Origin of the sequence: Microbacterium sp. STN6 (assembly GCF_026410545.1) — a bacterium.
In the GTDB taxonomy this organism is placed as follows: Bacteria; Actinomycetota; Actinomycetes; order Actinomycetales; family Microbacteriaceae; genus Root112D2.
Genome location: NZ_JAPMIT010000001.1, coordinates 943,977 through 967,683 on the forward strand (window position 1 = coordinate 943,977; position 23,707 = coordinate 967,683).

Annotated in this window: 23 protein-coding genes; 21 read left to right on the top strand and 2 right to left on the bottom strand. The window is 68.9% G+C overall.

Annotated elements, in window-relative coordinates; translation table 11 throughout:
• Positions 1 to 29: 29 nt before the first annotated feature.
• Positions 30 to 1,163, bottom strand: coding sequence for a lytic transglycosylase (locus OSC27_RS04300; protein WP_267180162.1), 1,134 nt, complete (start codon positions 1,161 to 1,163; stop codon positions 30 to 32).
• 171 nt (positions 1,164 to 1,334) lie between these two features.
• Here OSC27_RS04300 and OSC27_RS04305 point away from each other — a divergent pair, with 171 nt between their 5' ends.
• The gene (locus OSC27_RS04305) at positions 1,335 to 1,676 is read left to right on the top strand and encodes an Rv2175c family DNA-binding protein (protein ID WP_267180163.1); all 342 of its coding nucleotides are present in this window, start codon (positions 1,335 to 1,337) and stop codon (positions 1,674 to 1,676) included.
• Between the two features lie 38 nt (positions 1,677 to 1,714).
• Here the strand turns inward: OSC27_RS04305 and OSC27_RS04310 are convergent, their stop codons facing one another.
• Positions 1,715 to 2,812 carry a polyprenyl synthetase family protein gene (locus tag OSC27_RS04310; protein ID WP_267180164.1) on the bottom strand — a complete coding sequence of 366 codons (1,098 nt, stop codon included), beginning with the start codon at positions 2,810 to 2,812 and terminating at the stop codon, positions 1,715 to 1,717.
• Positions 2,813 to 2,900: 88 nt separating this feature from the next.
• Here OSC27_RS04310 and OSC27_RS04315 point away from each other — a divergent pair, with 88 nt between their 5' ends.
• The 20 genes from OSC27_RS04315 to OSC27_RS04410 all read left to right on the top strand — a co-directional run bounded on the left by OSC27_RS04315 (position 2,901) and on the right by OSC27_RS04410 (position 23,617).
• On the top strand, positions 2,901 to 3,299 hold the full coding sequence (locus OSC27_RS04315) for a DUF3040 domain-containing protein (protein ID WP_267180165.1): 399 nt from the start codon (positions 2,901 to 2,903) through the stop codon (positions 3,297 to 3,299).
• Positions 3,300 to 3,647: 348 nt separating this feature from the next.
• On the top strand, positions 3,648 to 4,079 hold the full coding sequence (mraZ, locus tag OSC27_RS04320; protein ID WP_267180166.1) for a division/cell wall cluster transcriptional repressor MraZ: 432 nt from the start codon (positions 3,648 to 3,650) through the stop codon (positions 4,077 to 4,079).
• 104 nt (positions 4,080 to 4,183) lie between these two features.
• Complete coding sequence (gene rsmH / locus OSC27_RS04325; RefSeq protein ID WP_267180167.1) at positions 4,184 to 5,146, top strand: 16S rRNA (cytosine(1402)-N(4))-methyltransferase RsmH; 963 nt, start codon at positions 4,184 to 4,186, stop codon at positions 5,144 to 5,146.
• Positions 5,143 to 5,766, top strand: coding sequence for a hypothetical protein (locus OSC27_RS04330; RefSeq protein WP_267180168.1), 624 nt, complete (start codon positions 5,143 to 5,145; stop codon positions 5,764 to 5,766). Before rsmH ends, OSC27_RS04330 begins: the two co-directional genes overlap by 4 nt.
• Before the next feature lie 25 nt (positions 5,767 to 5,791).
• Positions 5,792 to 7,549, top strand: coding sequence for a peptidoglycan D,D-transpeptidase FtsI family protein (locus OSC27_RS04335; RefSeq protein ID WP_267180169.1), 1,758 nt, complete (start codon positions 5,792 to 5,794; stop codon positions 7,547 to 7,549).
• Positions 7,550 to 7,562: 13 nt separating this feature from the next.
• Entirely contained in the window at positions 7,563 to 9,110 is a 1,548-nt protein-coding gene (locus tag OSC27_RS04340) for a Mur ligase family protein (RefSeq protein WP_267180170.1), read from the top strand.
• A complete protein-coding gene (locus OSC27_RS04345; RefSeq protein ID WP_267180171.1) occupies positions 9,107 to 10,519 on the top strand; it encodes a UDP-N-acetylmuramoyl-tripeptide--D-alanyl-D-alanine ligase in 1,413 nt (470 codons plus the stop codon). Before OSC27_RS04340 ends, OSC27_RS04345 begins: the two co-directional genes overlap by 4 nt.
• Positions 10,516 to 11,634, top strand: a complete 1,119-nt coding sequence (gene mraY, locus OSC27_RS04350) for a phospho-N-acetylmuramoyl-pentapeptide-transferase (RefSeq protein ID WP_267180172.1) — start codon at positions 10,516 to 10,518, stop codon at positions 11,632 to 11,634. Before OSC27_RS04345 ends, mraY begins: the two co-directional genes overlap by 4 nt.
• Positions 11,634 to 13,172, top strand: a complete 1,539-nt coding sequence (gene murD, locus OSC27_RS04355; protein ID WP_267180428.1) for a UDP-N-acetylmuramoyl-L-alanine--D-glutamate ligase — start codon at positions 11,634 to 11,636, stop codon at positions 13,170 to 13,172. The genes mraY and murD overlap by 1 nt, the downstream gene beginning before the upstream one ends.
• The gene (gene ftsW / locus OSC27_RS04360; protein ID WP_267180173.1) at positions 13,138 to 14,490 is read left to right on the top strand and encodes a putative lipid II flippase FtsW; all 1,353 of its coding nucleotides are present in this window, start codon (positions 13,138 to 13,140) and stop codon (positions 14,488 to 14,490) included. The genes murD and ftsW overlap by 35 nt, the downstream gene beginning before the upstream one ends.
• Positions 14,487 to 15,554, top strand: coding sequence for a UDP-N-acetylglucosamine--N-acetylmuramyl-(pentapeptide) pyrophosphoryl-undecaprenol N-acetylglucosamine transferase (locus OSC27_RS04365; protein WP_267180174.1), 1,068 nt, complete (start codon positions 14,487 to 14,489; stop codon positions 15,552 to 15,554). The genes ftsW and OSC27_RS04365 overlap by 4 nt, the downstream gene beginning before the upstream one ends.
• 72 nt (positions 15,555 to 15,626) lie before the next feature.
• Positions 15,627 to 17,024 carry a UDP-N-acetylmuramate--L-alanine ligase gene (gene murC / locus OSC27_RS04370; protein ID WP_267180175.1) on the top strand — a complete coding sequence of 466 codons (1,398 nt, stop codon included), beginning with the start codon at positions 15,627 to 15,629 and terminating at the stop codon, positions 17,022 to 17,024.
• Positions 17,025 to 17,039: 15 nt separating this feature from the next.
• On the top strand, positions 17,040 to 18,086 hold the full coding sequence (locus OSC27_RS04375; RefSeq protein ID WP_267180176.1) for an FtsQ-type POTRA domain-containing protein: 1,047 nt from the start codon (positions 17,040 to 17,042) through the stop codon (positions 18,084 to 18,086).
• A gap of 168 nt (positions 18,087 to 18,254) precedes the next feature.
• Positions 18,255 to 19,433 (top strand): cell division protein FtsZ, encoded by a 1,179-nt coding sequence (gene ftsZ / locus OSC27_RS04380; RefSeq protein ID WP_267180177.1) that lies wholly within the window; start codon positions 18,255 to 18,257, stop codon positions 19,431 to 19,433.
• A 34-nt stretch (positions 19,434 to 19,467) separates the two neighbouring features.
• Positions 19,468 to 20,145 carry a YggS family pyridoxal phosphate-dependent enzyme gene (locus OSC27_RS04385; RefSeq protein ID WP_267180178.1) on the top strand — a complete coding sequence of 226 codons (678 nt, stop codon included), beginning with the start codon at positions 19,468 to 19,470 and terminating at the stop codon, positions 20,143 to 20,145.
• A gap of 69 nt (positions 20,146 to 20,214) precedes the next feature.
• Positions 20,215 to 20,688, top strand: coding sequence for a cell division protein SepF (locus OSC27_RS04390; RefSeq protein WP_267180179.1), 474 nt, complete (start codon positions 20,215 to 20,217; stop codon positions 20,686 to 20,688).
• A gap of 89 nt (positions 20,689 to 20,777) precedes the next feature.
• A complete protein-coding gene (locus OSC27_RS04395; RefSeq protein ID WP_267180180.1) occupies positions 20,778 to 21,077 on the top strand; it encodes a YggT family protein in 300 nt (99 codons plus the stop codon).
• 195 nt (positions 21,078 to 21,272) lie between these two features.
• Complete coding sequence (locus OSC27_RS04400) at positions 21,273 to 22,025, top strand: DivIVA domain-containing protein (RefSeq protein WP_267180181.1); 753 nt, start codon at positions 21,273 to 21,275, stop codon at positions 22,023 to 22,025.
• Complete coding sequence (gene lspA / locus OSC27_RS04405) at positions 22,015 to 22,677, top strand: signal peptidase II (RefSeq protein WP_267180182.1); 663 nt, start codon at positions 22,015 to 22,017, stop codon at positions 22,675 to 22,677. Before OSC27_RS04400 ends, lspA begins: the two co-directional genes overlap by 11 nt.
• Positions 22,678 to 22,693: 16 nt before the next feature.
• Positions 22,694 to 23,617, top strand: coding sequence for an RluA family pseudouridine synthase (locus OSC27_RS04410; protein ID WP_267180183.1), 924 nt, complete (start codon positions 22,694 to 22,696; stop codon positions 23,615 to 23,617).
• The last annotated feature ends 90 nt before the right edge of the window (positions 23,618 to 23,707 follow it).

The following is a 23,707-nucleotide window of genomic DNA, read 5'->3' on the forward strand; positions in this document are numbered from 1 at the left end:
ACGCGACCGCCGCATCCGAGAGCTCGCGCTCAGCCCAGTGCGGCGAGCCATGCCCGCGCATCCGACTCCCACTTCGCGTAGGCCTCTGGGTACGCGGAGATCTGCACGGATTGCGCCGCGACGGTCACCGGCATCGACTGCCAGCCGGCAATGTCGAGCAGGCCGCGGGTGAGGCCAGCGTTGGGGTTCGACGGGCCGCCGAAGAAGGCACGCGTCGAGCGCACCGGGTCGAGAATCTGCGCTGCCGTGCCCCAGCCGGTGCTCGGGCGCTGCTGGAACAGCCCGAGCGAATCCTCGTCTCCGTAGCCGAGGTTGCGCAGGCCGGACTCCTGCATGGCGGCGGCGAGCGCGACGACGATTCCGTCATCGGGCACCCCGAGCTGGCGCCCGACGGCGATGATCGTCTGCGCGTTCTGGCGCATCTCGGCGGTGAACGCGGTGACGGATGCCGCACGCTGCGGCGTGAACGCCTCCGCGGCGCGGGCCGGAGCCGGCGTCGGCGCAGGTGCCTGCGCGGCCGGGGCCGATGCCGCGCCGCCGGGGATCGCGAGCGACTGACCTGGGTAGATGATGCTCGACGAGTTCAGCCCGTTGGCGGCGAGGACGGATGCCGTGCTCACGCCGTGCGCCGCCGCGATGCCGCTCACGGTGTCGCCGCGCACGACGGTGTATGTGGCCGAGGTGGGCGACGGTGCGGGCGCGCGGGTCGGCGCTGCGACGGGAGCGGGCGCAGCATCCGTCAGTGTCAGAACCTGACCGGGGAAGATCAGGCTCTTCCAGCTGAGACCGTTGAGCGCGAGCACGCGAGCCGTCGCGAGGCCGTAGCGTGCGGCGACGGCGCTCACGGTGTCGCCGTTCGCCACGGTGTACGTGTGCGGTGCGGGCAGTGACGCAGCGACGATGCCGGCTGTGCTGAGAGCCGCGGCGGCTCCGGCAGGCGAGGACGCGGCCGAGGAAGCGGTCGAAGACGCGGTCGAGGCGAACGCGGCGCGGGGCCCCGCCGCGCTGACAGTCGGCTGCATCCCGATGCTGTCCGTGTGTGAACCAGCATGCTCGTGCCGTTTGATCGTCGCGGCCTGTGCGGGCGCGGCTGCCCCGACGGCCATCGCGACCGACCCGATCACCGCAAGCGGAATCGTCAGAAAGCGACCGTGATTCGCCATGAAACCCCCAGAGGTGTCGAATGCACCTCGCTCCACGCTGGCACACATCGGTAGAGGAGTCAACGCCAGTGGCAGGAGTGACGAGGGTTAACACGACCGTAACAAAGTCTCTGCGGGCGCCACGACCGGTGGTTCTTCAACGCGGGCGCCTCGCCATGGCAGGCTTGTGCTGTGACTGAACACGACGCATCCCGCACCTGGCTGACCGTTCCCGACCTCGTCGAGCTGCTCTCCCTCACTCCCGGCCGCGTGCGACGCCTCATTGAAGACCGCCACCTGGCGGGCGCCCGCATCGACGGGGTGCTGAAGGTTCCCGCGGATTTCGTGCGTGACGGGCAGCCGTTGCCCGAGCTGAGAGGAACGCTGATTCTGCTCGGCGACGATGGCTTCTCCGATGAGGAGGCCGTGGCATGGCTGCTCGAGCCGGAGGCGAGCCTCGGCGTCGCACCCATCGACGCGCTGCGCTCGGGCCGCAAGGCCGAGGTGCGGCGCGTCGCACAGGCGCTCGGCTAGCTGCGTTGCCCAGGCCGAGCGGCGACCGGCCAAGCGTCTCAGGAGTCGCGGCGAGCGACGCGCGCGGCCAGTTCGCGCAGGCGCTGACGCGACGCGTCGTCGAGCGCCGCCGCATCCAAGGCCTCGAGAGCCGCAGAGACGTTGTCGTCGATCATGGTCTCGACCGCGTCCCGCGCGCCGCTGCCCGCGATCGCCTTCTGCAGCTCGGCAACCTGATCGTCGTCGAGCGATCGGTCGCCGATGAGGTCGTCCAGCATCCGTACGCTGTCCGGGCTCATGCGGCGGCGGGCGAGCGCGATCAGCACTGTGCGCTTGCCCTCGCGCAGGTCGTCGCCGCTGGGCTTGCCGGTCACCTCGGCGTCGCCGAAGACACCGAGCAGGTCGTCACGCAGCTGGAACGCCACGCCGAGCGGCAGACCGAACGCGCGCAGCGCCTCAATAAGTGCCCCGCTCGCGCCACCAAGCGAGGCGCCGAGAACGAGCGGAGCCTCCACACTGTACTTGGCCGACTTGTAGACGATCACGCGCATCGCGCGGTCCAGCTGTTCGCCCTCACCCCGCGTGCGCCACGCATTCTCCTCGAGAATGTCGAGGTACTGGCCCGCGGTGACCTCGAGCCGCATGCGGTTGAACTCGCCGCGGGTCGCCTCGCGCACCGCGGCATCCGCGTGCCCGAGTGACGCGTCGATCAGTTCGTCGCTGAAGCCGAGAAGCAGGTCGCCGATGAGCAGCGCGGTGGCGCGGCCGTACGCGCCGGCGTCGGAAGAGAGACCGCCGTCGCGGTGCAGCTGCTCGAACCGGCGGTGCGCGCTGGGGGCGCCGCGCCGCGTATCCGAATTGTCGATGATGTCGTCGTGAATGAGCGCCGCGGCGTGAAAGACCTCGAGCGCCGCTGCCGCGGTGACGACCGACGGATGCGGCTCGCCGCCCCACCCGCTCGCCGTGCCCGTGGCCGCCTGCCACCCGTGGTAGCAGAACTGCGCGCGGAAGCGTTTGCCACCACTGAGAAACTCCCGTGAGAACACCGATATCGGCGCCAGATCCGGCGAGACGGAGGCGAGAATGGAAGTGCGGTCGGCGAGGAAGTCATCGATTCTGGCCTGAACCAGGTCGGCGAGTCGAGTGCTTTCAGCCACACGCCTAGCCTAGCTATCGCAGCCGGACTAGAATTGGTGCTACAACGCCTGTTACACAGCGTCGAACCCGATAAGAGGGGGGATTTGGATGCCGCTTTCGGAGCACGAGCAGCGCCTCCTCGATGAGATGGAGCGCAGTCTCTATCAGAACGATGCAGACTTCGTCGCCAAGGTCGGTGGCGGGGGCCATCAGCGGCCCGCCTACCGGTCGATCGTGCTGGGCGTTCTCGTCGTCGTTCTCGGCATCGCGACCCTTATCACGGGCGTGTTCATCCAGGTTCCCGTCGTCGGCATCATCGTGGGCGTCGTGGGTTTCGTGCTCATGTTCGTCGGCGTTCTTCTCGCGGTCGCGCCCGGGCGCAAGCCTCGCGGGTCAGGGGCGGCAACGGGGTCCGGTCGCGCCAGCGACAACCGCGGGCCGGCGCACGCCGGCTTCATGGACAGGCTGAACGAGCGGTGGGAGAAGCGCCAGGACGGCGAGCAGTAGCCGCCGCTCCACATCGCACCACCGTCACGATCCGCAGTACGTAAAAGCACAGCACTACGTAAAAGCAGTACATAAAGGGACTGGCTCACTGAGTCGGTCCTTTTCTCGTTAATCGCCGTCTCTCGACAGCGGAGTCTGCGCCGTGACGCGCAGCCCGTGCGACGCGCGCCGCTTCGGAACAGCTTCGTGCAATCCGCTCCCTTTCCCTCCACCGCGCACTTCCGCGTGCTTTCGCGGACTCTCGAGTGCGTTTGCCCCCAAAACGGGCGCATATCGTTGATTGGTGGTGGAGTGTGGAGTAAAGTGGAGCAATCGTGAGGGATCGGGCAAAGAACGGGGGAGCTGCCGGTGTTTCTTGGCACGTACAACCCCAAGCTCGACGAGAAGGGCCGCATCATCCTGCCGGCCAAATTCCGCGATGAACTCGCCGGCGGCATCGTCATGACGCGCGGTCAGGAGCACTGCGTCTACGTCTTCAGCCAGCGCGAGTTCGAGTCGCTGCACGAGAAGATCCGTCAGGCGCCCGTCACGAGCAAGCAGGCCCGCGACTACCTGCGCGTCTTCCTCTCCGGCGCAAGCGCTGAGAGCCCCGACAAGCAGCACCGCGTCACCGTTCCGCCCGCCCTGCGCAGTTATGCCGGCCTCGACCGCGACCTCGTCGTCATTGGCGCGGGCAGCCGAGCCGAGATCTGGGACGCGGAGGCCTGGCAGACGTACCTCGCCGAACAGGAAGCCGCGTTCTCCGACACCGCCGAGGAGGTGATCCCGGGACTCTTCTAGCCCCTTGCGCCCGACTCCCAGCCATTCATGCTTCCTGACACACTTCCCCGGTGCCAGGCCCGTAAATGGATGGGGATCCGGCCCCAGGAGCACTCCCGAACACCATGGCAGCCCAGAATCCGCGTGACCTGCACACCCCGGTGCTCCTCGAGCGGTGCATCGAGGTGCTCGCCCCGGCCCTCAGCGCGCCAGATGCGGTGCTGGTCGACGCCACGCTCGGCATGGGCGGGCACGCCGAGGCATTCCTGAACCGGTTCCCCGAGCTCACCCTCGTCGGCCTCGACCGGGACCCCGAGGCCCTGGCGATCGCGGGGGAGCGGCTCGCCCCGTTCGGCGGTCGCGTGCGACTCGTGCACGTCGTCTACGACGACATCGACGACGCCCTCGCCGCGGAAGGCTTCGACGAGGTGAACGGCGTGCTCTTCGACCTCGGCGTCTCCTCGCTCCAGCTCGACCGCGTCGAGCGCGGCTTCTCCTATTCGAAGGATGCGCCGCTCGACATGCGCATGGACTCGACGAGCGCGCTGACGGCCGAGACGATCCTCGCCGAATACAGCGAGGAGGACCTCCGCCGCATCTTCCGCGAGTGGGGGGAGGAGAAGCTGGCGTCGCGTTACGCGAAACGTATCGTCGAGGAGCGGATGCGGCATCCGCTCGTGTCGTCAGGGCAGCTCGTCGACCTCATTACGCAGGCCACCCCCGTGGCCGTGCAGCGTCAGGGACACCCGGCCAAGCGCGTGTTCCAGGCGCTGCGGATCGAGGTCAACCAGGAACTCTCGGTGCTCGAGACGGCCCTTCCTCGTGCGATTGACGCCCTCGCCATCGGCGGCCGCATCGCTGTGATGGCGTACCAGTCTCTCGAGGACCGCATCGTCAAGCGCACGCTCGCCCGTCTCAGCACGTCGAGCGCGCCGGCCGGGCTTCCCGTGGAACTGCCGGAGCACCGGCCCGAGCTTCGGCTCGTGACCAAGGGCGCCGAGCGCGCCAGCGAAGACGAGATCGCCGCCAACCCGCGTGCGACCCCCGTGCGCCTTCGGGTTGCAGAACGAGTGAGGAGACGCGCATGAGCACTCCGCTGGCCGACACCTGGCGGGACGTCTGGGGCTCCGCCGCGCCCGCGGGCGCGCCCGAGGAGCGACGCGGTCACCTCGAGGTCGTGGCGACGCGCAGCCAGCGGAAGGCGCGGCCGCGTGCCGTCTACGCGATCGTTGCCGTCGCCTCTCTCATGGGGATCGTCGTCGCCCAGCTGCTCATGAGCATCGCCGTCTCGCAGGGCGCGTATGAGCTCGACGGGCTCACGGCGCGTCAGATGACGCTGCAGCGCAGCTACCAGGCCGTCACCGAGTCGCTCGACACGACGGCGTCGCCGCAGAGCCTCGCCGCCAAGGCGACCGCTCTCGGCATGGTGGCCAACCCCAATCTCGTGTACCTCAGGCTCTCCGACGGGGCGGTGCTCGGCTCACCTGCACCCGCGCCCGCCGCCGGCGGCGCCGCGACCGACGGCACGCTCGTCGTACCCAACGCCCTGCTCGAGCCCGCGAAGGGCGCCGCCGGCTCATCCGCGGCAGGGTCGACGGCAGCGAAGTCGAACGCAGCCGGTTCCGCGGCTTCGAGCGCGCCTGACGCTCTCACGCCCGACCCGAACGTACCGTTTGTAGGAACGCTGCCGTCGCCGACCACACGGTAGTTCCGACACGGAAAGACACGAGGCTATGACCAAGAGCTCGATCAGACGCAGGTCGCTCGTCACCGTCGTCGCGGTGGCCGCCGTCATCGGCGTCTTCCTCGTCAAGCTCGTCGACATCCAGGTCGTGCACGCGGCCGACCTCGTGAGCCAGTCGACCAAGGACCGCTCGGTGACGCAGACGATGACGGGCCTGCGCGGCTCCATCGTCGACGCAAACGGTGTCACGCTCGCGGCGAGCGTGCAGCGCTGGAACATCCAGATCTCGCCGTCGGTCGCCAAGCAGGAGGCGACGCACGACGGCCAGGCCAAGTACACGAAAGACACCGACGCGATCGGCACGGTGACCGGCCTCGGCGGGGCGAAGATCCGTCAGATCATCGATGACGCGCTGACGGTCAACCCGGACTCGCAGTACGCACCCATCGTCGACGGCATCGACGTGACGAAGCTGAACAAGCTCACCGCGCTGAACATCCCTTGGCTCTACGCCAAGCGCACCCAGGCCCGCACCTACCCTGACGGCGCTGTGGCCGGCAACATCGTCGGCTTCGTCGGCTCCGAAGGCCAGGCCCAGGCCGGCATCGAGCTGGCCCAGAACTCGTGCCTGGCGGGCGAGAACGGCGCGACGGTCTACCAGCGCGGCGCCGACAACGTGCCCATCCCGGGCAGCTCGCAGACGACCAAGAAGGCGAAGGACGGCGGGGAGGTTGTGCTCACCATCGACTCCGACCTGCAGTGGTTCGCGCAGCAGAAGCTGGCCGAGGCGGTCACCGACCTCGGCGGCACCTCGGGGATCGTCACGGTGATGGAGGCCAAGACCGGCAAGCTCAAGGCCGTCGCCGAGTATCCGTCGGTGGATCCGAACAACGTGAGCGGCAGCGATCCCAAGTACCTCAACTCCCGCGCGTTCACCTCGCCGTTCGAGCCGGGTTCGACATTCAAGCCCATCACGGCCGCCGCGCTCATCAACGACGGACTCGCCACGCCAACCAGCCAGGTGCTCGCGCCCTACCACTTCACCTCCGGCCATGGCGCATCGCTCTACGACGCCTTCTACCACGATGACTGGCGGCTGACGCTCACCGGCGTGCTCATGTGGTCGTCGAACACCGGTATCTCCAAGCTCGGCTCGCGCCTGAGCGACAAGGAGCACTACGACTACCTCAAGAAGTTCGGGATCGGCACGAAGACGGCCGTCGACTTCCCCGGCGAGAGCGGCGGCATCCTGAACCCGTACCAGGGCTGGGACGACCAGACGCGCTACGCGACCATGTTCGGTCAGGGCGTCTCGGCCACCGCCATCCAGATCGCGAGCGTGTACCAGACCCTCGGCAACGACGGCGTACGCCTTCCGGTGCAACTCGTGGAGGGCTGCAAGCAGCCCGACGGCAGCATGACCGAGGTGCCGTCGACGAAGGGTGAGCGCGTGGTCTCGGCGTCGACCGCCAAGCAGGTGGTCGGCATGCTCGAGAGCGTCGTCACCGGTGGTGAGGTCAGCAAGGAACTCACGATTCCGGGCTATCGGGTCGCGGCGAAGACGGGAACCGCGCAGCAGGCCGACGGCAACGGTGGCTACAAGTCCACGTACCTGGTCTCGGTCACCGGCCTCGCTCCGGCGGGCGACCCGCAGTACGTCGTTTCAGTCAACATCGCGAACCCGGTTAAGATTAGAACGTCCGCCGCGGCCGCTCCGTTGTTCAAAACGATGATGTCGCAGGTGCTGAAAACCTACCGGGTGAAGCCGTCGACAACGCCGTCGCCGAACTACCCGCCGTATTACTAGAAAGTGAGCGTGCGTGAACGCATCCGCGTCCTCCGCCTTGCGTCCAGAGCATCCTCTCTCACGGTCCCTGGCCCAGCTGGTCGCTGAATTCTCGCTTGAGACGCGAGGATCGGTCGACGGGCTCGAGGTCTCCGGGGTTTCGCTGAACTCGGCATCCGTGCACCCGGGGGACCTCTACGTGGGTGTACCCGGGCGCAACTCCCACGGCGCGCGGTACGCGCAGGCCGCTGCGGATGCCGGCGCGGTTGCCGTGTTGACGGATGCCGCCGGTGCCGACACTGCGGCCGGGAGCGGCCTGCCCGTGCTTCTCACGCCCGATCCGCGCGCCGCGCTCGGCGCCGTCGCCGCCTGGGTGCACCGCACGCAGGAGAACCCGGCGACGCTGTTCGCCGTGACGGGCACGAACGGCAAGACGAGCGTCGTCTATCTTCTGAGTGCCCTGCTCACCCAGCTCGGCGTCGTGTCAGGCCTCAGTTCGACCGCGGAGCGCCGCATCGGAGACACGGCCGTCGTGAGCTCGCTCACAACCCCGGAGGCCACGGAGCTGCACTCGCTTCTCGCCCGCATGCGCGAGGAAGAGGTGCGTGCGGTCGCCGTCGAGGTGTCGGCACAGGCGCTCACCCGGCATCGCGTCGACGGCGTCGTCTTCGACGTCGCCGGGTTCACGAACCTCAGCCACGACCATCTCGACGACTACGACGAGATGGAGGAATACTTCGAGGCGAAACTGGCCCTCTTCGACCCCGAGCGCTCACGCCGAGGAGTGGTCACGCTCGACTCCGACTGGGGCAGGCGGCTGGCAGCGCAGTCCCGCATTCCCGTGACGACGCTCTCGAGTTCGGCTGGTGCAGACGCCGAGTGGATCCTTCAGATCACGTCCGAGTCGCTCGAGCGCACCGAGTTCTCGCTCGAGGGACCGGAGGGGCGCCGCCTCGTCACGAGCGTTCCGCTTCCCGGCTCGTACATGGCCGCGAACGCGGCCCTTGCCATCGTCATGCTCGTCGAATCCGGCTACGACCTCGACGCTATCGCCCACGTGCTTGAGCGTGACGGCAGCATCGACGTCTACATCCCGGGCCGGCTCGAGAGGGTGTCCGGCGAGGGTGGGCCGACGGTCTTCGTCGACTATGGTCACACCCCAGACGCGTTCCTGTCGACGCTGGCCTCGCTGCGCCGCGTCACCGACGGCCGCATCGTCATGGTCTTCGGAGCAGACGGCGACCGCGACACGACCAAGCGCGGCGACATGGGCGCCATCGCCGCCCGCGGCTCGGACGCTCTCGTGATCACCGACTTCCACCCCCGCAGCGAAGACCCGGCCGAGATCCGCGCCGCGCTCATCGCGGGCGCCAGGCACGCGGTGCCCGACCTCGAGCTGTACGAGGTGGCGGATGTGCACGAGGCGTTCCGCAAGGCGCTCTCGCTCACCGGCGAGGGCGACGTGCTGCTCTACGCCGGTCCCGGCCACGAGGACTACCGCGAGGTTGCGGGGCAGCACCTGCCGTACTCCGCCAGAGACGACGCGCGCCTCGCTCTGCGTGAGGCCGGGTGGCTCGCATGATCGCGCTCACGCTGGACGAGATCGCCACGGCAGTCGGGGGCGAGCTCGTGCTCGGCAACGCGGAGGCCGCCTCCGGCACGACGACCGTGTCGGGCCTCTCGCACACCGACTCGCGCGAGGTGACGCCCGGCTCCCTCTTCTTCGCCAAGCGCGGCGAGACGACCGACGGTCACCTTTTCGCGCCGCAGGCGGTCGCCAACGGTGCCGCTCTGCTCATCGTCGACCACGAGCTCGACGCGCCGGTTCCCCAGATCGTGGTGCCAGACACGGTCGTGGCGCTCGGCGATCTCGCCACCGAGGTCGTTCGCCGCGTGCGCTCGCTCGGCCGGCTGCGCGTGGTCGCCGTGACGGGCTCGAACGGCAAGACCACCACGAAGAACCTGTTGCGCGCCATCCTGAGCCGTGCCGGCGAGACCGTTGCCCCGCGGGCCTCCTTCAACAACGAGGTCGGCGCGCCCGTCACCATGCTCGAGGTCACGGAGTCGACCGACTTCCTCGTCGCCGAAATGGGCGCGAGCCGCATCGGCGAGATCGCCCGGCTCGTGCGCATGGTGCGGCCCGACGTCGGCATCGTGCTCAAGGTCGGCCTCGCGCATGCCGGCGAGTTCGGCGGCATCGAGGCGACGCTGAAGGCCAAGACCGAGATGGTCTCCGACCTGCTGGCCACCGACACGGCGGTACTGAACCTCGATGACGCGCGAGTGGCATCCATGGCAGACAAGACGGCGGCACGCGTGCGTTGGTTCGGCCTCGACGACCGAGCGGATGTGCGCGCTCGCGCCCTGGCGAGCGGCGCAGACGGCACCTCTTTTATGCTGCACCTTCCGTCGGGCGAGGAGCGGGGTGTGCACTTCCGCGTGCTGGGCGAGCACCACGTCATGAACGCCCTCGCCGCGGCGGCTGCCGCAGACGAGCTCGGCGTGGGAATCGACGACATTGTTGCCGGGCTCGAGTCGGTCACCGTCGCCGAGCGGTGGCGCATGGAGGTGATGGGTGGCGGCGGCGTCTCCATCATCAACGATGCGTACAACGCGAGCCCGGACTCGATGGCCGCCGCGCTGAAGACGCTGGCGCAAATCGGGGCACCTGGCGGGCGCACCGTGGCGGTGCTCGGCGAGATGAGCGAGCTCGGCGAGTTCTCGGGAGAGGAGCACGACCGCATCGGCCTGCTCGCCGTGCGACTCAACATCGACCGCCTCGTCATCGTGGGCGCGTCGGCCAGGCGCATGCACATCTCGGCCATCAACGAGGGGTCGTGGGATGGCGAGTCGGTGTTTGCCGAAAGCGCCGACGAGGCGTACGACTACCTGAAGGCGGAATTGAAACCGGGGGACACCGTGCTCGTGAAATCGTCGAACTCCGCGGGGCTCAGATTTCTGGGCGACCGCCTCGGGCAGGCGTTCTCGTGATCGTCCTCATCGCCTCCGGCGCCCTCTCTCTCGCGTTCACGCTCTTCCTGACGCCGGCCTTCATCAAGCTGTTCAGAAAGCTTGAGTGGGGCCAGTTCATTCGTGACGACGGCCCGAAGAGCCACCACTCGAAGCGCGGAACCGCCACCATGGGCGGCATCATCATCATTCTCGGCGTGCTGTTCGGCTACTTCACGTCGGTACTTCTCGCGGGTCAGCGGCCCAGCATCTCGGTCCTGCTGGTTCTCTTCATGATGGTGGGAATGGGCATCGTCGGCTTCGTCGACGACTTCCTGAAGACGCGCAACCAGAGGAGCCTCGGCCTCGGCGGCTGGGCGAAGGTGCTCGGCCAGGTCATCGTGGCGTCGATCTTCGGCGTGCTCGCGGTCAACTTCCCGACCGAGGCGGCGAACGGCAACACGCCCGCCAACATGACGATCTCGTTCATCCGCGATCTGCCCATCAACTTCATGGCGCTCTCGGCGTTCGGGGCCATCGGCGTGGTGGTGGCGTACATCCTGTACTTCATCTGGATCAACTTCATCGTTGCCGGCACCACGAACGGCGTGAACGTGACCGACGGCCTCGACGGGCTGGCGACCGGCGCGTCCATTCTCGCCCTCAGCGCCTACATTCTCATCGGCTTCTGGCAGTCCATCCAGTCGTGTTACAGCACGAAGCTCGACCCTGCCAACATCAGCAAGTGCTACGAGGTGCGAGACCCGCTCGCCCTCGCAGTGATCGCCACCGCGGTCGCCGGCGCCCTCATCGGGTTCCTCTGGTGGAACACGTCGCCCGCCCAGATCTTCCTCGGCGACACGGGCTCGCTCGCGCTCGGCGGCGTCATCGCGGCGCTGGCGATCCTCAGCCACACCGAACTGCTGCTCGTTCTCATCGGCGGGCTCTTCGTGATCGAGACCGGGTCGGTGATCGTGCAGCGAGCGTACTTCAAGCTCACACACGGCAGACGCATCTTCCTGATGAGCCCCATCCACCACCACTTCGAGCTCAAGGGCTGGGCCGAGGTCACGGTCGTGGTGCGCTTCTGGATCGTCGCGGGCCTCCTCATCGCGGCCGCGGTCGGCATCTTCTACCTCGAGTGGCTGACGCACTGATGGGTGGCGGGTCCGAGGCTCTCCACGAGCGTCTCGCCGCGCTCACGAGCTGGCATTCCGATTGGCGCGACCTGCGGGTGGCGGTGCTCGGCCTTGGAGTCACCGGCTTCGCGGCCGCCGACACGCTCGCCGAGCTCGGTGCCCGCGTGCTCGTGGTGGCGTCGTCGGCGCCGGACGAGCGGGCCCGTCTTCTCGATGTGATCGGCGCGGAACTCCTTGTCGACGACATGGCGGCCACGCCGGACGCCCTCGTCGCGTTCGAGCCCGAGCTGATCGTCGTGTCGCCGGGGTTCCACCCCGAGCATCCGGTGCTGAACTGGGCACAGCAGGCGGGCGTCCAGCTCTGGGGCGACATCGAGCTGGCGTGGCGACTGCGCGACAAGGTCGGACGCCCGGCGGACTGGATCGCGGTCACGGGCACGAATGGCAAGACCACGACAGTGCAACTCACCGCCACCATGCTCGCCGCCGCTGGATATCGCGCCGCCCCGTGCGGCAACATCGGGGTGCCGGTGCTCGACGCCATCCGTGACCCGCAGGGGTTCGACGTGCTCGTCGTCGAGCTCTCGAGCTACCAGCTGCACTGGGCGAACCGCAACGACGCCGGCCGGCTCTCGCCGTACTCCAGCGCCTGCCTCAACATCGCCGACGACCACATCGACTGGCATGGCTCGGCCGAGCGATACCGGCAGGCAAAGGCGAAAGTGTACGAGGCGACCCAGGTGGCGTGCGTCTACAACAGGGCCGACCAGGTGACCGAGGCCATGGTGCGGGATGCCGACGTTCTCGAGGGTGCGCGCGCCATCGGCTTCGGGCTCGACGTGCCGGGGCCGAGCGACCTCGGCATCGTCGACGGAATCCTGTGCGACCGGGCCTTCCTCGACGACCGTTTCACGAGCGCCATCGAGCTCACCACGCTCCCCGAGCTCGCCGAGGCCGGCCTCGATGCCCCGCATGTCGTGGCCAATATTCTGGCCGCGAGCGCTCTCGCCCGTTCCTATGGGGTGGCGCCGGGCGTCATCCGCCAGACGCTTCGCACGTTCAGTCTCGACGCCCACCGCATTCAGGTGGTGAAGGTGGCCGGGGGCATCCGCTGGGTCGACGACTCGAAGGCGACCAACCCGCACGCGGCGGACGCATCGCTGCGCGCCTTCGACTCGGTGGTGTGGATCGCGGGAGGCCTGCTGAAGGGCGTCGACGTCGAGCCGCTGGTGGCCACGCACGCCGGGCGCCTGCGAGCCGCGGTGCTGATCGGCGCCGACCGCGCCGAGCTGCGTGAGGCATTCGAGCGACACGCCCCCGCACTGCCGGTGTTCGAGGTGGCGCCGAACGAGACTGGTGACGTAATGCCGACCGCGGTGCGACTCGCCGCGTCGGCGGCCGTGGCGGGAGACACCGTGCTCCTCGCCCCGGCCGCGGCGTCAATGGACCAGTTCGCCGATTACGCAGAGCGCGGGCGCCTGTTCGCGTCGGCCGTGCACGAGTACCTGGGAGGTGAGGCGGATGACGGCTCCGACTCGCCTCGGCAAACCCACTAGCCCGAGGCCGAAGCCATTCGTGCGCCGCCCCGGGCCGCGTCTCCCGGTTGACGCCACGCCCAGGCAGGAGCCGTCCGGCCCCGGCTCGGGCGCCGGCATCGGTTCGGGCGCTGGCATCGGTTCGGGCCCCGGCATCGCGCGCATCTCGCTCGGCCGCGTGTTCCATGCGGAGTCCGCCAACTACGTCTTTCTCCTTGGCGTAACCCTGTTCATGGTCGTCTTCGGCCTGATCATGGTGCTCTCCTCGTCGTCGGTCGACGCACACTCGACGAGCGGAAGCTTCTTCGGTCAGTTCCTTCGCCAGGGCATGTTCGCCATGGTCGGCGTGCCGCTCATGCTTGTCGCCTCCCGCGTTCCCTCGAGATTCTGGAAGAAGTGGGCGTGGGTACTTCTGGCCGGTGCGTGCGCTCTGCAGCTTCTCGTGGTGTTCACGCCGCTCGGCCATGGAGCGTTCGGAAACAAGAACTGGCTGCAGATCGGCTCGCTGCCCGCGTTGCAGCCCTCCGAGGCCATCAAGGTCGCGATGGTCGTATGGATGGGCATGTTCTTCGCCAAGAAGTGGGATCGCGTGCGCGAGTGGCGCTACGCTCTGTTCCCCGCTGTGCTCGTCATGGGAGCCGCGATCGGCCTGGTTCTGCTTGGCAACGACCTCGGAACCGTCATCATCATGGCGGGAATCCTGCTCGGCTGTCTGTTCTTCGCCGGAGTGCCCCTGCGCCAGCTGACGGTCGTTCTCCTCGCCGGTGCTCTCGGCGCATTCCTCTTCACGGTCACGAGTTCGAACCGCATGGGACGCATTCTCGCCCTGTTCAGCCCGGATACCGCGGGCGCGACCGACCCGTGGCAGATGCAGAACGGTATGTTCGCGCTGGCCTCCGGCGGTGTTTTCGGGGTGGGGCTCGGCAACTCTCACTCGAAGTGGAACTGGTTGCCGTCGGCCGACACCGACTTCATCTTCGCGATCATCGGAGAGGAACTTGGGCTCATCGGAGCGGTCCTCGTTCTGGCACTGTTCGTGCTGCTCGCGGTCGCATTCCTGCGCATCCTGCACTCCACCGCCGACCCCGCCGCCCGCGTGACAACCGCCGGCGTCATGGTGTGGCTCATCGGTCAGGGGCTCGTGAACATCGGTGTGGTACTCGGGGTGCTGCCGACGCTCGGCGTGCCGCTTCCGCTCATCTCCTCGGGCGGCACCGCGCTCATCAGCTCGCTCGTCGCCATCGGCATCGTGCTGTCGTTCGCGAGGGAGACCGGCCGCGACGCGCCTCAGCCCGTCTCGGCCGTTGCGGCACGGCGCGCCTCGCGCAGGCTTTCGTGACGACGTACCTGCTCGCGGGCGGTGGAACGGCCGGGCATGTGAACCCGCTCCTGGCGGTCGCCGACCGCATCCGCGACACCGAGCCCGCCGCCCGCGTCGTCGTCCTCGGCACCGCCGAGGGGCTCGAGGCGCGGCTTGTGCCCGCCCGCGGCTATGAGCTCGTGACGATCCCGAAGCTGCCGTTCCCTCGACGGCCCAACGCGCAGGCGCTCTCGTTCCCTGGCAGGCTGAGGCGGGCCGCGGCATCCGTAGCCGGCCTCGTTCGCGAACGCGGCGTCGACATCGTCGTCGGCTTCGGGGGTTACGCCTCGGCGCCGGCTTACCTGGCGGCGCGCCGGGCGGGGGTGCCGCTGGTGCTGCACGAGGCCAACGCCAAGCCCGGCCTCGCCAACCGCCTGGGGGCGCGCCGTGCCGCGGGCGTCGGCGTGGCGTTCGCGGGCACCCCGCTGCCTCGCGCGACCGTCGTCGGCATGCCGCTGCGGCACGAGATCGAGACGCTCGACCGGCCAGCCAGGCGTGGCGAGGCTCTCGCTCGCTTCTCGCTTGCGGCGAGTGTGCCGACACTTCTCGTCACGGGCGGCTCGCTCGGGGCCAGGCGCATCAACCGCACCGTGCACGAGGCCGCGCGCCGCATCACCGGCGCCGGGTGGCAGGTGCTGCACATCCAGGGCGACCGTGAGGGCCTCGACGACCCGCACATCGAGGGATACCGCCTGCTCGACTACTGCGACCGAATGGATCTCGCGTTCGCCGCCTGCGATCTCGCGCTCTCGCGTGCCGGGGCCGCGACGGTGTGCGAGCTGGCCGCGCTCGGCATCCCCGCGGTCTACGTGCCATACCCGGTCGGCAACGGCGAGCAGCGCTTCAACGCGAAGGGCGTCGTCGCGGCCGGCGGCGGAGTGCTCGTCGAGGATTCGGCGCTCGATGCCGCCTGGGTCGAGGGGGTGCTGCTTCCGATGCTCGCCGATCGCGCCGGCATCGCGCGGATGGGGGAGCGGGCGGCAAGCGTCGGCATGCGTGACGGTACGGAACGCATGGTGTCGCTCATCCACAGCGCCCTTTAGACCGCGTACCGTGATACTGGGTGTCCGGGGGTAGCCCCGGCGCCACGTACGAGAAAGAGACGCACCAGAACCGTGATCAAACCCGACCCTTCTGTCACGATTCCCGACGATCCCGGCACGCTGCACTTCGTCGGCATCGGGGGCAGCGGCATGAGCGGCATCGCCCGCATGTTCCTCGAGGCCGGCTACACCGTCACGGGTTCCGACGTGCGAGAGTCCTCGAACATCGATGCCCTGCGCGAGCTCGGTGCCCGTGTCGCCATCGGCCACGACGCGGCGAACGTGGGCGACGCCGGCACTCTGGTCGTCACCGGCGCCCTCTGGGTCGACAACCCCGAATACCAGCTCGCCCTCACGCGCGGCATCCCCGTGCTGCACCGGGCGCAGGCACTGGACTGGCTGATCGGCCATCGCCGGCTCATCGCGGTGGCGGGAGCGCATGGCAAGACCACCTCGACGGGCATGATCGTGACCGCCCTGCGCGCGCTCGGGCAGGATCCCAGCTTCGTCAACGGTGGCGTGATCGAATCGTTGGGCGTGAGTTCCGGCCACGGCGAGGGTGAGCTCTTCGTCGTCGAGGCCGACGAGTCAGACGGCTCGTTCCTTCTCTACGACACCGCTGTCGCCCTCATCACCAATGTCGACCCCGACCATCTCGACCATTACGGATCACTCGAGAACTTTGAGCATGCCTTCGTCGACTTTGCGCAGGCCGCGAGCGAGCTCGTCGTCGTCTCGGCCGACGATCCGGGTGCCGTTCGCGTCTCGCATGCCGCCCGCCACGCCCACACGATCACCTTCGGTGAGGCCGCGAGCGCTGACGTGCGACTGACCGGCATTGCGACGGATGGCCCCGTCGCCTTCACCCTGGCCTGGCAGGGGGCCGAGTACTCCGCGCGGCTCGCCGTGCCTGGCCGGCACAACGCGGTGAACGCAGCGGGCGCCTTCGCGGTGCTCGTGGGCCTCGGCTTCGAGCCGGCGGCAGTGCTGGCGGCCATCGCGACGTTCGGCGGCACCGAGCGCCGCTTCGAGCTGCACGGCACCGTCGACGGCGTGAGCGTCTACGACGACTACGCGCATCACCCCACCGAGGTCGCCGCCGCGCTCTCGGCGGCCCGCACCGTGGTGGGCACCGGGCGCATCATCGCCGTGCACCAGCCGCACCTGTACAGCCGCACCCGCCTCTTCGCGCAGGAGTTCGCAGACACGCTCGAGACCTACGCCGACGAGACGGTCGTGCTCGACGTCTATGGCGCGAGGGAGGACCCCGAACCCGGCGTCACCGGCGCCCTCGTCGCCGAGCGCTTCCGCGATCCGGCCAAGGTGGCCTTCATCGCCGACTGGCAGGAGGCCGCCGACCACACCGCTCGCATCGCCCGAGACGGCGACTTCGTCATCACCCTCGGCTGCGGAGACGTCTACCGCATCGTTCCCCAGCTGCTCGCCTCCCTGCACGCGGCACGGGACTGACACGGTCGATCGACGATGAAGAGACCGAGCGGCTTCGACCCGGCGCGCCAGGCCGCACTGCGCGAGGCGCGCCGTCGTGGCAGCACGACGCCGGGCGCCCGGGCCGGCGAGACCGCAGGGGCCAGAGCCGGCGACACCGCCAAGGCCGGCGCCCGCGTCGCTGAGGTCGAGCGTGTGCCCGCCGACCCGGCCGGCAACGAGAGCGAGCCGACCACAGAACCGATTCCCATCCAGGCCCCGGCGACCTCCGAGGCCGCGGAACCACGAGACGAAGCGGATGCCGCGCCGCCGCCTGGCGGTGGCCGGTCCCGCTCCGCTGGCGCCGCCCTGCGCGCCGCGCGCCGCGAGCGCAGGCGATACGAGCGCGGCGAGGTGCGTCGGTTCACCCGCCGCTCGCGCCATCGTCGGCTGGCCTGGCTGATCGGGCTCGGCTCGGTCGTCCTCGTGGTGCTACTGGCCTTCGTGGTGTCGCTCTCGCCGCTCATGGCCGTGCGCACGATCGACGTGACCGGGGTGAGCGGGGCGAGCAAGGCCGCCGTCGAGAAGGCACTCGACGGTCAGCTCGGCCGCCCGCTGCCGCTCGTGGACTTCGGCGCCATCCGCGCGAAGCTGGCCGCGTTCCCCGCCATCCGCAGCTACACCACCGAGAGCCGGCCGCCCGGCACGCTCGTGGTGCGTATCGTGCCGAGAACGCCCGTCGGCATCGTGACCCATTCGACGACGTTCGATCTCGTCGACGCGGCAGGGGTGGTGCTCTCCTCGTCCCCCACGCGGCCGGAGGGCTACCCGACGATCGCGCCCGCCCCGGGTACGAGCGGGTTCGAGGCCGTCGTCTCGGTGCTCGAGGCACTGCCGGCATCCGTTCTGACCCAGGTCGATACCGCGACCGCGACGACACGTGACGACGCCACGTTCACCATGCGCGGCACCGGAGCCACCGTGGTGTGGGGCAGCGGGGACGACTCCGAGCTGAAGGCCGACATTCTCGCGAAGCTGCTCGTTTCGGCGCCCTCCGCGTCGCGCTACGACCTCTCATCCCCGCACAACGTCGTCCTCGGCTGAGGTTCCTCGATGACCTCCGCGCGGCGATTGCGAGCGCGAGTTTCCGACACGCGGGAGCCGATACGGCGCGCACGGGGGAGTGCACCTAACGTCGAATCAAGAATTGCATACTGAGCATAACTTTAATCCTCGACCTGAGGTTGAGAGTTTTTCCAGCGGAGGCCCGACGTGTCAACAAACCAGAACTACCTCGCCGTGATCAAGGTCGTCGGCATCGGCGGTGGCGGCGTCAACGCCGTCAACCGCATGATCGAACTCGGCCTTCGCGGCGTCGAATTCATCGCCATCAACACCGACGCTCAGGCGCTGCTCATGAGCGACGCCGACGTCAAGCTCGACGTGGGCCGCGAGCTCACGCGCGGCCTTGGCGCCGGCGCGGATCCCGAGGTCGGTAGGCGTGCCGCCGAGGACCACGCCGAGGAGATCGAGGAGGCCCTCGCGGGTGCCGACATGGTCTTCGTGACGGCGGGCGAGGGCGGCGGCACCGGCACGGGCGGCGCGCCGGTCGTGGCGCGCATCGCCAAGTCCATCGGCGCCCTGACCATCGGTGTCGTGACCAAGCCGTTCGGCTTCGAGGGCCGCCGCCGCAGCGAGCAGGCCGAGGCCGGTGTCGTGCGCCTGAAGGAGGAGGTCGACACCCTCATCGTCGTTCCGAACGATCGCCTTCTCGAAATCAGCGACCGCGGCATCAGCATGCTCGAGGCCTTCTCGACCGCCGACCAGGTGCTCCTCGCCGGCGTGCAGGGCATCACCGACCTCATCACGACCCCTGGCCTCATCAACCTCGACTTCGCCGACGTCAAGTCCGTCATGCAGGGGGCAGGCTCGGCCCTCATGGGCATCGGATCGTCGCGCGGTGCGGATCGCGCCATCAAGGCCTCCGAGCTGGCCGTCGCGTCGCCGCTGCTCGAGGCGTCGATCGAGGGCGCGCACGGCGTGCTGCTCTCGATCCAGGGCGGGTCGAACCTCGGCATCTTCGAGATCAACGACGCGGCGCGCCTCGTGCAGGAGGCCGTGCACCCCGAGGCGAACATCATCTTCGGTGCCGTCATCGACGACACACTGGGCGACGAGGTGCGCGTCACGGTGATCGCCGCCGGCTTCGACGGGGGAGAACCGAACTCCATCGTCTCTGCCGAGTCCGACCGCCGCGCGGCGTTCGCGACCCCGCCCGCGAGCGACGAGCTCGGCGCGGCCCTCGAGGACACGCAGGCTCTCGCCGACGAGGACCTGCCGACCGCGACCGGTGCGTGGGGCAGCCCCGAATCCGTCTCCGTGGCCGCCGCGCCGCTCGACCCCGCGTTCGATGACGACGGCGACCTCGACATCCCCGACTTCCTGAAGTAGGGGTGGGCGGCACACTCTCCCGGGCCGGCGCGCGATGAGCGCGCCGGGCCTGGGCGAGCGCCTCGAGGGCGTGCGAGCGCAGATCGCGGATGCCGCGCGCGCGGCCGGTCGCCATCCGGGCGAGCTGACGACGATCGTGGTCACCAAGTTCCACCCGGCCTCCCTCATCCGCGAGCTCGCGGAACTCGGCGTGCGCGACGTGGGGGAGAGCCGGCACCAGGAGGCGAAGGCCAAGGCTGACGAGCTCGCCGACCTGGGCCTCACCTGGCACTTCGTGGGTCAGCTGCAGAGCAAGAAGGCCAGGGCGGTCACGGCATACGCCGGCGTGATCCACTCGGTCGATCGCGCCTCGCTCGTCGACGCGCTTGATGCCGGCGAGCGCGCCACCGACTGCTTCATCCAGGTGAATCTCACGGATGACGCCGCCCGCGGCGGCGTCGCCCCATCCGGCCTCGAGCCCCTCGCCGAGCGCGTGCTCACCTCCGGCCGGCTGCGCCTCCTCGGCGTGATGGCGGTGGCCCCGCTCGGCCAGGAGCCGCGACGGGCCTTCGCGCGCCTGCGCGCGACATCCGCTCGTCTGACGGCGCTGGCGCCCGAGGCCACGGCCATCTCGGCCGGCATGTCCGAGGATTTCGCGGCGGCGATCGCCGAAGGGGCGACACACCTACGAATTGGCAGCGCAATCACGGGCAAACGCCCCGACCGCGGTTAATCTCGTGGGAGAGAAGAAGGTGCCGTGCAATGAACGTGGCACCCCAGGGTTTCACTTTCGGAGGATGACATGAGCAACCCGCTGAAGAAGACGATGGTCTACCTCGGGCTGGCCGATGAAGAGCTGGAGTACGAGGAGGAGCAGCAGCCCCGCCACGTCGCGCCCGTCGCCCCCGTGCAGAGTGCGCCCGCGCCCGCCGGCCGTGCACCGGTGACCCCGCTCCGCAAGACCAACAACGCACGGAATGCGACGGTTCAGGAAATGAACGAGATTCTCACGGTTCACCCGCGTCAGTATCGCGACGCCCAGGTCATCGCGGAGTCGTTCCGCGAGGGGGTGCCGGTCATCATCAACCTCTCCCAGATGAGCGACGGGGATGCTCGCAGGCTCATCGACTTCGCCAGCGGACTCTCGCAGGGCCTCTACGGCAAGATCGAGCGCGTCACCTCGAAGGTGTTCCTGCTCTCGCCCTCGCACGTGGTCGTCTCGGGGGAGCACACGCAGGAATCGGAGAGCGAGTCGTCGTTCTTCGCCCAGGCGTGAGCCCGGCCCGGCTCGGACACAGACGTTGACCGCGCTGCCCGCGCCAGGGTTGGCGCGGCGTGTCGCGTTCATCGCCCATACTTGAAAGCGTGAATCCCGTCGTCTCGCTCGTTGCGACCGTTCTCTATTTCCTCCTCCTGATCTTCTTCTTCCTCATGTGGGGTCGATTCATCCTCGATCTCGTGCGCACGTTCAACCGCTCGTGGCGGCCGCATGGGTTCGGTCTCGTGGCGGCCGAGGCGGTGTACTCGGTCACGGATCCGCCCATCCGCATGTTCCGGCGCATTCTGCCGCCGCTGCGCCTCGGCCCCGTCGCGATCGACTTCGGCTGGAGCCTCACGATGCTGGTCTGCATCATCTGCCTGTACATTGCGTTGGCGTTCCAGTGAGGGCTCCGGCGTTCACGTGAGCGCACTCGCGGTTCCGTGAGTTTTGCTCTGCCTTCTCGGCGCCGCCGCGCTGTATCCTTGATCGCAGCCGGTGCGCGAGTGATCGCCGTGGCGGACTGTGTTCCGCCCGGCGCTTTGCTAGCGTTGGCTGAACGTTACGTTTTCGTTCACGACGAGCAGTAAGGGTGGCAAGCCATGGCGCTAACTCCGGAAGATGTGGTCAACAAGCGGTTCCAGCCGACGAAGTTCCGGGAGGGCTATGACCAGGACGAGGTCGACGACTTCCTCGACGAGGTCGTCGTCGAGCTGCGACGCCTGAACCAGGAGAACGAGGAGCTCAAGCAGCGCCTCGTCGCCAGCGACTCGCGCATCGCCGAGCTGCAGCGCGCCGGCAACACCGGGCCGCAGGCTGCGGCCCCGCAGGCGGCAGTGCAGCCCGAGCCGGTGGAGCAGCCGGAGCAGGTGGCGGCCGCCCCCGTCGCGGCGCCCGTGCCCAGCTACGCGCCGCCCGCCAGCGCCGAGAGCGACACGCAGAGCACGAACAACCTGCTGCAGCTGGCCCGCCGCCTGCACGAGGAGCACGTGCGCGAGGGCATCGAGAAGCGTGACGCGCTCGTCGCCGAGGGCCACGCCACCGCCGCCCGCATCGTTGCGGAGGCGGAGTCGAAGCAGCGCGAGCAGATCAGCAGGCTCGACGCCGAGCGCACGTCGCTCGAGAACCGCATCGAGGAGCTGCGCACGTTCGAGCGTGACTACCGGCAGCAGCTGCGCGGGTACATCGAGGGCCAGCTTCGTGAGCTCGAGGCGAACTCGGGAACGCAGGCCGGCCACTCGGCTCCGTCGTCGAACTCTGAGCCGGTCCCGGTGAGCTCGGGCGCCGGCCAAGCACCTGCCGACGGCAACGCCGACGCGCAGCAGCCGCCCACGTTCCAGGGCTTTGGAGTCTAGCCCGCGGGCGAAGGTCAGCGTTCGGGCGCTCGTCGTCCTGGTCGCCGTCGCGGTCTGCGTCTATGCCATCGACCAGATCGCGAAGTACCTCGTTGTCACGAACCTTCCGCTCGAGCGCAGCGTGCCGGTACTCGGCGACCTGCTGTCGTTCTTCTACATCAAGAACTCCGGCGCGGCCTTCTCCATCGGCAGCGGCTCCACGTGGGTCTTCTCGATCATCGGTGTGGGCGTGCTCGTCTTCGTCGTGTGGTTCGCCCGCCGCATCCGCTCGATGGCCTGGGGCGTGTTGTTCGGCCTGCTGCTCGGCGGTCTGCTCGGCAACCTGACCGACCGGCTGTTCCGGGAGCCCGGGTTCGGCGTCGGCCACGTGGTCGACTTCATCAAGATCCCGCTGCTTCCCGCCTACTTCAACATCGCCGACGTCGGCATCGTCTCGAGCATGGTGCTGTTCCTGATCCTGACGCTGCTCGGTGTGGGGCTGGACGGCAAGCGGCACGCCTCGCACGAGGCGGTTGCGGGTTCAGAAGCGGATGCGGTCACGCCTGACGGCGAGACCGATCCGGTGGCTGGTGCCGCCGCCTCACAGGCCCCTGCCGCCCCGGAGACACCTGCCGCGCCGCGCCGCGAGACCGACCGACACGGCGACGCGTAGGAAGCACGGCGAGCCGATGGAGACCAGAAGCCTGCCGCTTCCGGATGGGCTCGCGGGAGCGAGGGTGGACGCGGGGCTGGCGAAGCTGCTCGGCTTCTCCCGCACGTTCGCGGCCGAGATCGCCGACGCGGGCGGAGTCAGCGTCGACGGAGTGGTGCTGGGCAAGTCCGACCGCCTCAAGGCGGGAGGTTGGCTCGAGGTGCAGTGGGAGCCGAAGCGCGAGCTCACGATCGAGCCGATCGCGGTGCCCGATCTCGGCATCGTGCACGACGACGACGACATCGTGGTGGTCGACAAACCGGCCGGGGTCGCCGCGCATCCGTCCGTGGGCTGGCAGGGCCCCACAGTTGTCGGGGCGCTGAGCGCGGCAGGGTTCCGCATCTCGACCTCCGGCGCGCCCGAGCGAGCAGGCGTCGTGCACCGGCTCGATGCGGGCACGAGCGGGCTCATGGTGGTCGCCAAGTCCGAGCGGGCGTACACGGCGCTGAAGCGCGCCTTCCACGACCGCGAGGTCGAGAAGATCTATCACACGGTGGTGCAGGGGCACCCCGATCCGCTGGCAGGAACCATTGACGCGCCCGTCGGGCGCCATCCGCGTTCTGACTGGAAGTTCGCGGTCGTCTCGGACGGTAAACGCGCCGTGACGCACTATGAGACGATCGAGGCTTTCGCGTCGGCGAGCCTGCTCGAGATCCATTTGGAGACGGGGCGCACGCATCAGATCCGCGTGCACATGGCGGCGCAGCGGCACCCATGCGTCGGCGATTCGATGTACGGGGCAGACCCGACGCTGTCGGAGCGCCTGGGGCTCACCCGGCAGTGGCTGCACGCCGTGCAGCTGGCGTTCCGGCACCCGGCGACGGGGGAGTGGGCCGAGTTCGCGTCGGATTACCCGAGCGACCTGCGCTACGCCCTCGACGTGCTGGCCGAGCCGCGCTGAGATGTCGGTGCGCTGAATTACTCTTGGTAGACGCCCTCGAGTCGAAAGAGAAACTGTGGCCGACGATTCGTTCGTGCATCTGCACGTACA